At 71.2% G+C, this 8,731-nt stretch carries 12 protein-coding genes; 5 read left to right on the forward strand and 7 right to left on the reverse strand.

The genetic code is table 11. The features are described from left to right. Window positions 1-72: 72 nt before the first annotated feature. The 4 genes from E9549_RS10450 to E9549_RS10465 all read left to right on the forward strand — a co-directional run bounded on the left by E9549_RS10450 (window position 73) and on the right by E9549_RS10465 (window position 4,109). On the forward strand, window positions 73-2,124 hold the full coding sequence (locus E9549_RS10450) for a heme lyase CcmF/NrfE family subunit (RefSeq protein ID WP_205730289.1): 2,052 nt from the start codon (window positions 73-75) through the stop codon (window positions 2,122-2,124). Then, complete coding sequence (locus tag E9549_RS10455; protein ID WP_236826474.1) at window positions 2,117-2,602, forward strand: cytochrome c-type biogenesis protein; 486 nt, start codon at window positions 2,117-2,119, stop codon at window positions 2,600-2,602. Before E9549_RS10450 ends, E9549_RS10455 begins: the two co-directional genes overlap by 8 nt. Continuing rightward, a complete protein-coding gene (locus E9549_RS24130) occupies window positions 2,599-3,429 on the forward strand; it encodes a tetratricopeptide repeat protein (protein WP_113801651.1) in 831 nt (276 codons plus the stop codon). Before E9549_RS10455 ends, E9549_RS24130 begins: the two co-directional genes overlap by 4 nt. An 89-nt stretch (window positions 3,430-3,518) precedes the next feature. Continuing rightward, window positions 3,519-4,109, forward strand: a complete 591-nt coding sequence (locus E9549_RS10465; protein ID WP_236826475.1) for a redoxin family protein — start codon at window positions 3,519-3,521, stop codon at window positions 4,107-4,109. A gap of 105 nt (window positions 4,110-4,214) precedes the next feature. Here the strand turns inward: E9549_RS10465 and E9549_RS10470 are convergent, their stop codons facing one another. From E9549_RS10470 to ccmA, 7 genes are read right to left on the reverse strand one after another with little or no spacing between them, the layout of a single operon-like run. Next, window positions 4,215-4,970 carry a cytochrome c biogenesis CcdA family protein gene (locus tag E9549_RS10470; RefSeq protein ID WP_113801653.1) on the reverse strand — a complete coding sequence of 252 codons (756 nt, stop codon included), beginning with the start codon at window positions 4,968-4,970 and terminating at the stop codon, window positions 4,215-4,217. A 12-nt stretch (window positions 4,971-4,982) separates the two neighbouring features. After that, window positions 4,983-5,636, reverse strand: coding sequence for a TlpA disulfide reductase family protein (locus E9549_RS10475; protein WP_113801654.1), 654 nt, complete (start codon window positions 5,634-5,636; stop codon window positions 4,983-4,985). After that, window positions 5,633-6,052, reverse strand: coding sequence for a cytochrome c maturation protein CcmE (locus E9549_RS10480; RefSeq protein WP_113801655.1), 420 nt, complete (start codon window positions 6,050-6,052; stop codon window positions 5,633-5,635). The genes E9549_RS10475 and E9549_RS10480 overlap by 4 nt, the downstream gene beginning before the upstream one ends. Further along, window positions 6,049-6,171, reverse strand: coding sequence for a hypothetical protein (locus E9549_RS23345; RefSeq protein WP_255411561.1), 123 nt, complete (start codon window positions 6,169-6,171; stop codon window positions 6,049-6,051). The genes E9549_RS10480 and E9549_RS23345 overlap by 4 nt, the downstream gene beginning before the upstream one ends. Beyond that, window positions 6,164-6,898 carry a cytochrome c biogenesis protein CcsA gene (gene ccsA / locus E9549_RS10485; RefSeq protein ID WP_113801656.1) on the reverse strand — a complete coding sequence of 245 codons (735 nt, stop codon included), beginning with the start codon at window positions 6,896-6,898 and terminating at the stop codon, window positions 6,164-6,166. Before ccsA ends, E9549_RS23345 begins: the two co-directional genes overlap by 8 nt. Continuing rightward, the gene (locus E9549_RS10490) at window positions 6,895-7,569 is read right to left on the reverse strand and encodes a heme exporter protein CcmB (RefSeq protein WP_113801657.1); all 675 of its coding nucleotides are present in this window, start codon (window positions 7,567-7,569) and stop codon (window positions 6,895-6,897) included. Before E9549_RS10490 ends, ccsA begins: the two co-directional genes overlap by 4 nt. After that, window positions 7,566-8,237 carry a heme ABC exporter ATP-binding protein CcmA gene (gene ccmA, locus E9549_RS10495; protein WP_113801658.1) on the reverse strand — a complete coding sequence of 224 codons (672 nt, stop codon included), beginning with the start codon at window positions 8,235-8,237 and terminating at the stop codon, window positions 7,566-7,568. The genes E9549_RS10490 and ccmA overlap by 4 nt, the downstream gene beginning before the upstream one ends. Window positions 8,238-8,562: 325 nt before the next feature. Here ccmA and E9549_RS24135 point away from each other — a divergent pair. Next, a partial coding sequence (locus E9549_RS24135; RefSeq protein WP_374201389.1) for a rhodanese-like domain-containing protein occupies window positions 8,563-8,731 on the forward strand: 169 nt, incomplete at its 3' end.

Raw genomic sequence — 8,731 nt, forward strand, 5'->3', positions numbered from 1 at the left:
GGCTGCAGGCGCTCGAGCTCAGCGAGGCACGAACGACATGGCCACGGTCAGGCCGCAGGTGGGGGTGGACCGGTGATCCTCGCGGCCGCGGGCTGGGCAGGCGTCATGCTCGGCCTCGCCAGCTCCATCGCGCTGGCCGTCTTCGGCTTCCGAGCGCTGCGCACTCCCGACCGAGCGACGCGGGGACAGCTGCAACAGCCGGTCGTCGGCATGGTGGTCGGCGCCGCGGTGGCGTTCATCGCCTTGGAGATCGCGCTGCTCACCGACGACTTCGCGGTGTCCTTCGTCGCGGGGAACAGCTCGCGGGCGACACCGGTGCTCTTCAAGCTGACCGCAGCCTGGTCGGCTCTGGAAGGCAGCATCGTGCTGTGGGTCGTGGTGCTGGCCGGCTTCACCGCCGTGGTGCTACGGCAGGTCCGCTCGGTCGATGACCGGCTGGGCGTCGGTGCGCTGGCGTTCATGGGGCTGGTGGCCACCTTCTTCTTCGGGCTGGTCTCCACCGTGGCGAACCCGTTCGAGGTCCTCGCCCAGCCGCCGGCCGACGGCCCCGGGCCAAACGCACTCCTGCAGAACCACCTCCTCGTCACCATCCACCCCCCGTTGCTCTACCTCGGATACGTCGGGTTCACTGTGCCCTTCGCGTTCGCCATGTCGGCCCTGCTGACCCGTACGCCGGGAATCGACTGGCTACGCCGCACCCGCCGGGCCAACCTCGTCGCCTGGTCCTTCCTGTCCGCCGGGCTGGTCCTGGGCGCCTGGTGGTCCTACGAGGTGCTGGGCTGGGGTGGCTTCTGGGCGTGGGACCCGGTGGAGAACGCCGCCCTGATCCCGTGGCTGACGGCCACCGCCTTCATCCACTCGGCCGTCGTCCAGGTCCGGCGCGGGACCCTCCAGTCCTGGAACTTCGTCCTGGTCCTGACGACCTTCGCCCTGACGATCCTGGGGACCTTCCTCACCCGGTCCTCGGTGGTCGCCTCGGTGCACAGCTTCACCCAGTCGCCGGTGGGTCCGGCGCTGCTCGGCTTCTTCGTCGTCGTGGTCGTCGGCGGGTTCACACTGTTCGCACTGCGCGCGCCCGGGCTGGCTTCCCCCGACCGGCTGGAGTCCCTGGCCAGCCGCGAGGGAGCGTTCCTCGTGAACAACCTGCTGCTCTCCCTCTTCGCCTTCGTCGTGCTGCTCGGCACCCTGTATCCGGTGTTCGTCGAGGCGTTCACCGGGGCGCAGACGTCGGTCGGACGTCCCTTCTTCGACCGGATGGCGGTGCCCATCTCCTTCGCCCTGCTGCTCGCGATGGGAGTGGGGCCGTTCACCCCGTACCGGGCTGCCAACGGCCGGCTGCTATGGGCGCGGCTGCGTCCGGCTCTGCTGGCCGGCAGCCTGGTCAGTGCCGGTCTCGTGGTGGCCGGAGTCCGGTCGGTCGCGGTCGTCGCCGTGGCCCTGCTGGCGACGGCGATCGTGGCGGCCAGCGCGCGGCAACTGGTCACCAGCGCGCCCGATCGTCGGCCGGCCACCCTGTTCCAGATGGTCCGTCGACAGCGCGGCTACTGGGGTGGGCAGCTGTCCCACATCGGTCTGGTGCTGGTCGCTCTCGCCATCGCCGTCTCGGCCGACCTGTCCGAGCGCACGACGGCCACCCTGCGGCAGGGGGAATCGGTGGAGTTCGGCGGTTACACGGTGACCTACACCGGCAACGAGACCATCCAGCGATCCCACCGCACCGAGGTGGCGGCGGAGTTCCAGATCCGCGAGGGCGCCGACGTGGTGCGGATCGCCGGGCCTTCACTCAACCAGTACCCCAGCCAGCAGCAGGCGGTGGCAACGCCCTCGGTCTGGTCCACACCGCGCGAGGACATCTACGTCGCCCTCACCTCACTGGAAGACGGTCAGGTGTCGGTGAACCTCTACCGCTATCCGCTGATGTGGACGCTGTGGGCCGGCGGTCTCCTGGTCGCCGCCGGTGGTTTCTGGGCGGTGGGCGGCAGGCCTCGGCGCCGCGTCCGCAGCGCGACCCCTGCCGCCGTCGAGGCGGATGCGCCTGCAAACGCAGACGCAGGGGCTCCACAGGCTGTCGCGGTGCTGTCCGATCCGCCCGCCGAGCAGGGCGAAGGGCGCGACCGTGCCTGACCGCCGCCGGGTGGGTGTGACGTCGGCTCTGCTGCTTACCTTGTTGACCGTCACCGTGGTCGGCTTGTTCGCGGCCGGTCCCGGTCCGCGTGACCGGGTCGCCGAGCTGGAAGGCCAGCTGCGCTGCCCGGTGTGCAAGTCGGTCTCGATCGCCGAATCCCCGTCGGAGACGGCGGTGGCCATGCGGCGCAGCGTGGCCGAGCAGGTGGCGGCCGGCCGCTCCGACGCCGAGATCCTGCAGTACTTCGAGGCGCGCTACGGGGAATGGGTCCTCCTCGACCCGCCCGCGCAGGGCCGCGGCGTCTGGCTGCTGGTGCTGCCTGCCGTCGTCGCCATCGGGGGCGTGGTCCTGGTTCTGACCCGTGCTCGGCGCTCCCCGGATGTGCCGGAACTGTCCGATGACGACCGGGATAGGGTCGCTGCCGCTCTCGCCGACGCACGGACCCGCCGCCACCCGGACGAGGACGACGAACCGTGAGCCGTGAGGAACTGGAGGAGCGGCGTGACCACGCGCTGCGGGATCTCGAGGAGATCGAGCGTCAGCACGCCGAGGGAGAGCTGACCGACGCCGACGTCGCGCGGCTACGTCCCCGCTACGAGGCCGAGGCCGCCGCCGCCATTCGTGAGCTGGATGCGCCGGAGCGAGGTCTGTCTCCGGCAGCGGCCAGGGTAGGCGGCAGGGCTGTCCGGGCACGTCGAGCGGCCTACCTGGTCACCCTGGCGGCCGCCGTCATCGCCGCCACGGTGCTCCTGCCACAGTCGGTGCTGGACCGCCCTGCCGGGGGCTTCGTCACCGGCAACGAGCTGGACGGCAACCAGCCGGACGCGGCTGCCGAGCCGGTGCCCGGGGGCCGCGACCTCTCCACGGTGACCAACAGCGAGATGGAGGCCGTGGTACAGGCCAATCCCGATGTCGTGGGCATGCGATTGGCTCTGGCACGGCGGTACGTGGAGGTCGGCGACCTGCCCTCGGCGATGCTGCACTTCACCGAGGCGCTCAAGCGGGAGCCGGACAACCCGGAGGCGCTGGCGTACGTCGGCTGGGCGTATCTCCTCGCCGAGCAACCGGACAAGGCCGAGGACTACATCACCCAGGCGCGGCGCCTGGACCCCACGCTGCTCGATGCACTGTGGTTCGACGCGAATCTGCGGTTGCACTGGCTCGACGATCCGGGCGGTGCCCTCGAGGTGCTGGCCGAGATGGCGGAACGTCCGGATCTGCCGCCGGATGTGGCCGACCAGGTCGAGGAGCTGGCCGCAGCTGCCCGCGCGCAGCTCGATGCGGCCGGGGGTGACGGCGGGTGAAGGACTTGACAGCCCCGGGTTCGGTCGTGGCGCCGGAGGAGTCACCGGGAGGGATGAGACCGGTGCGACGGGGACGCGCCGTCCGTTGGGTGGCGGTGGTTGTGGCGGTTGCCGCCGTCGCCACCGGTGTGGTCTTCGGCAGCCGGCTGGACGCCGACCCGTCGCTTGTCGAGACGCCGCTGATCGGTACGGCCGTCCCCGATCTGGAGCTGCCTGCCCTGGAGGGCGGCGCGCCGCTGCGGTTCTCCGACCTCCGGGGCGAGGTCGTCGTCGTCAACTTCTGGGCGTCGTGGTGCGTCGCCTGCCGCGAGGAACACCCGGCGCTGCTGGCCGTGGCCGATACCTACCGGGATGCCGGCGTGACCTTCGTCGGCATCGTCTACCAGGACGAGCAGGATGCCGCGGTCGGGTTCCTCGACGAGATGGGTCGCGGTGGTGACAACTACCGCTACGTCACCGACCCGGACTCCACCGCCGCGCTCGACTTCGGCGTCTTCGGCGTTCCCGAGACCTTCATCATCGACCGTGACGGCGTCATCCGAGGCAAGATCACCGGCGCCTCCACCTTTCCCCTCCTGGCCGGCGCGGTGGAGGAGGTGCTGGCCGGGCGGGACCCGCAGTCCCGGACCTCCGGCTCGGTGCAGCCCGCGCCGGGGGAGCCCTACGTGGACCGGGAGTAGCGCAGCTCGGGACCGGCTGGGCAGGCGGGCCTCCCACGTGTCTGCGGGAGGCGGTCCTGTGCAGGGTCAGCTCGCGGTGGGGTGATCACCTGCAGCCGGTCGGGTTCAGATCGGCGGCCAGCCGAACCGGGCGTAGAAGGCCAGCAGTCCGCTCATCAGCCGCGTCCAGCTGCCCGTGGCGATGCCGATGCCCATGGCGACGAGGAGCACTCCGCCGAATACCTCGATCTTCCGGGAGTTGCGCCGGAGCCAGTCCAGGCGCAGCCGGCCGCGCCGGACCCCGAGGGCGACGAGCAGGAAGGGGATGCCCAGACCGATGGAATAGACGAGCAGCAGCAGAGCGCCCCTGGCGACCGTCCCCGACCCTGCGGCGGTGGTGAGGATCGCGGCCAGCACGGGGCCGACGCACGGCGTCCAACCGAAGGCGAAGGCCGCGCCGAGCGCGAGTGCGCTGCCCGGGCCGCGCCCGATCCGGCTGAGGTCCATGCGTACCTGGCGGTGCAGCAGCGGCAGCCGCAGGACACCCGCCGTGGCCAGCCCCATCGCGATGATGAACGCGCCTCCGACGACGTTGATGGTTGCCCGGTGCTGGGCCAGGAGCAGCGCCAGGCCGGAGGCGGTTGCACCCAGGGCGGTGAACACGATGGTGAAGCCGAGCACGAACAGCAGGGACCCGGCCAGCACCCGGTCACGGACGGGCGCAGGGGGAGCCCCACCGGTGGCGGCCGCCGGGACGCCGGCCGGAGGGGCCAGGCTGGACACGTAGGAGACGTAGCCGGGCAGAAGTGGCAGCGCGCACGGCGAGGTGAACGACACCACGCCCGCGATCAGCGACAGGAAAGCCAGAGGCAGGAGGTCCACGGACGGCGCTGCTCAGTCGGTGGCCGCGGAGGGGCCGTCGGCGAGCTGGACCCCTAGCCGCTCCGTGAGTAGCGTGCGCAGCCGTTCCTGGTCCGTCGCGCCGATGACCTTGTCGACGATCTCTCCGTCGGGCGCGAGGACCAGGGTGGTGGGAACCCCGGGGCTGGGCAGCAGATCGAGCGACCGGCCCGACGGGTCGTACAGGTTGGCGTGGGTGATGCCGAGATCGTCCAGCAGGAACCGCGCCGGCCGCTCCCCGTCCTTGGCGTTGACGCCGAGGAAGAGCACCTGGTCCCCGACCTCGTCGGCGAGGCGCTGCAACTCCGGCATCTCCTCGCGGCAGATCCCGCACCACGACGCCCAGAAGGTGAGGACGACCGGAACCGCGGGCAGTTCCCGCAACGCCAGTTCGGTCGGCTGGCCCAGGCAGGTCAGGGTGATGTCGGGGAGTTGGGTCCCCGCGCCGCCGCCTGCCTCCAGGGGGTGGGGGCAGGGGGTCGTCGAGGGAAGGTCGCCTTCCTGAGCCTGGGGTATGACGCCGCTCCCCGGTTCACCGGGGCCGGTGCAGGCCGTGGTGAGCAGCGCCGCGGCGACCGAAACCCGACCGGCCCGTCCGAGCAAGCGCTTACGGGTGGCGGACGCTCGGGGCACCATCCGGACCGTCACGGCGCCCCATCGCCGGGTTCGCCCTCGGCGCTATCGGGAGGCTGGTAGTTCTCGTCGTGCTTGATGATCATGGTGTCGGAGCGGAAGGTGTCGCCGTCCCAGGCTCCCTCCATCACCACTCCGATGCCGGGGCGGAACAGCTGCGCGGGGGACCCTCGGTAGGCCACCGGAACTTCCGCGGGGCCGGAGACGACGACGAAGCGCAGCCCCTCGTCCGTCGTTACCACGCTGCCGTCCTGCACCAGACCGCCGATCTGGAAGCGCCTGCCGTCCTCGAAGTCGGCCTTCTGCGCGAGTGCCTCGTGCGGCGTCAGGAAGTACACGAGGTTCCCGTTGATGTTGCCGACGAAGAGCACCCCGAGCAGGATCCCCGCGACGCCCAGCACCGACACGGCCAGCAGCCGGTATCGCCTCATCGGATCTTCTCGATGCGCCGGTTGACGCCACTCAGCCGGTGCTGCAACCAGACGGCGTATCCGCTCATGGCCCCGTAGGTGACGCCGAACCCCAGCGCCACCCATGCCCACTCAGACATGGTTCGGGAACTCCTTCCGGTAGTCCGGGGTGGTGATCGCCTGCCCGGCGAGCTCGCCGGCGGCACGGTCGTGGGCGGCGTCGTAGGTCTCCTCGGCGACGGCCAGTCGGACGCGAGTGCGCAGGAGTAGGACGTAGACGAGCGTGAAGGCGAGGACGTTCAGCAGCAGGGCGGCGAGCATCCACTCGTCGATCGTGGGGGCCGCCGGCTTGAGCACCGTCGGCGGCTGGTGCACCGCCCGCCACCACACCACGGACATGTGGACGACGGGGATCTGGGCGAAGGCCAGGACCCCGAACACGGCGCTCCGCCGGGCTCGGACGGTGGCGTCCAGGGTCGCCCGGCGCAGCGCCAGGTAGCCCAGGTAGACGAAGAACATCATGGCGGTCGTCACCAGGCGCGGATCCCAGGTCCACCAGACTCCCCAGACCGGTTTCCCCCAGATCGAGCCGAGCGCGATGGTCAGTCCGGTGAAGAACACCCCGACCTCCGCACTGGCCGAGGCGAGCCGGTCCAGGGACGCTCGGCGCTTCCACAGCCAGCCCGCGCTGGCGCCCAACGTGATGGCGAAGCTGAGGTAGGCGAGCCACGCTGCCGGCACGTGGACGTACATCAGCCGCTGCAGGTTGCCCTGCAGCCGGTCCGGGGGAGCGGTCAGCGCTGCGGCCAGGGCCCCGGCCATGACGACGACGGTGACGGCGGTCAGCCGGCGGGAGACGGACGTCACGAGAACTCCTCGAGGGATCGGGCGAAGAGGGCGACCGCGAGTGCGGCGACGACGTCGACGAGCAGCAGCAGGGCCACCCAGCTCCACGGTTCCCGGCCGTAGCGCACCGCCTCGGCCACCTGGGTGGCCGACAGGAGCAAGGGAAGCGCCAGCGGAACCACCAGGAGGGGGCCGAGGGTCGTGCGGCCTGCCAGGCCCTGCGCGAGGGCGCCGGCCAAGGTCCCGAGCACGGCCAGCCCCGCGGCGACCAGCGGCAGGACCGCGAGCAGCCACGGCCAGCTGTCCAGGGGCGGGTCGTAGATCATCACTGCCACCGGGAGCAACGTCAGCTCGAATGCCAGCAGCAGCAGGGCGTTGGCTGCCGCCCGCCCGGTGAGCCGGACGACGGGATGGACTCCGGTGAGCCGCAGCAGCGCCACCTGGGCGGGCGTGTCCGCGGCGCTCTGCCGCAGGCTGACCAGCACGCCGAAGAGCAGCACGACGACCCAGTAGATGCCGTAGCCGACCGAGCGCAGCAGGGGGACGTCGGTGCCGATGGCGAGCGGGAAGAGGAGTAGCGCCACGCCGCCGAACGGGGCGGTGACTAGCAGAGTCTCCCCGGCCCGCCCCTCGAGGAGCAGGTCCTTCCGGGCCAGTTCCAGAGCCTGTCGCGCCGGGCCGGGCGGGGTCACCGGAATCCCTGCCCGGGGACCATCGTGGCCGCGGGAAGGACTTCGCGGAGGCTCCCCTCCCGGAGATCCAGCACCCGGTCGACGGCCGCGTCCAGCCGGGCGCGATCGTGGGAGACGACGACGGCAGCGCCCTCGCGCTCGCGTACCTCGTCGATGATGACGTCGACGAGGCCGGCGGACCCGCTGTCCAGCCCGGCGTGCGGTTCGTCCAGCAGCAGCAGGGCCGGCGCGCTGAGGATGACCCGCGCCAGCTCCGCGCGACGTTGCATTCCCTGGGAGCAGCGGTCCGCGGGCCGGTCCGCGGCCCGACCCAGTCCGACTGCGTCCAGGGCCGAGCTGACGGCCGACACGTCGACGCCGGTCAGACGACAGAAGAAGCGCAGGTTCTCGGCCAGCGTGAGCCGGGAATAGAGCGCGGGGGAGTGCCCGATCAGGGCGATCTGAGGACGGATCTTCTCGCACTCGCGGCTGCCCAGCGCCGAACCGAGTACCCGACCGGTGCCGGCGGCAGGGGAAAGCAGGGTGGCCAGCAGGCGCAACAGCGTGCTCTTGCCCGACCCGTTCGCCCCGATCACCCCCACTGCCTCGCCCGCTCCCACGGTGAGCGTCAGGTCCCGGAGGACTGGTGTGCGCTCGACCGCGACCGCGATGCCGTGCAGCTGGATCACCGCATCCGGCTGAGCCTGCCGCCCAGCAGGGCAGGCGTCGTACGGCAGCCGGGAAGCGGGGGACACGGGCAGCTTCCACCTTCTTCGGCGCCGGGGGAGAGGAGTGCTCAACGTCAACAGCAGTACGCGCGTGGATAGTACGGAGCTAAGTAGTAGCTGCCGCGACGGGGATGGCCGGCAAGCACTACTAGGGTCGATCGTAATAGCCTAGTTCTCGAACCGGCGCCCGCAGCGGAGAGCGCAGGGTCACGTCCGCGGGCGCCGGTTGTGGATGTCCGTGTGCGCCGTCTGAAAGCCTGAACATCCGACCAGAAGGAGATCCCCCGTGAGCCGTACCGATGTGCTCGTCACCGTCGACTGGGTCCAGGAGCACCTCGGCCAGCCCGGCATCGTCTTCGTCGAGGTCGACGAGGACACCACCGCCTACGACGGCGGCCACATCGAGGGCGCCGTCAAGCTGGACTGGAAGAAGGACCTGCAGGACCCGCTGCGCC

The organism is Blastococcus sp. MG754426 (assembly GCF_021699055.1).
GTDB lineage: Bacteria > Actinomycetota > Actinomycetes > Mycobacteriales > Geodermatophilaceae > Blastococcus.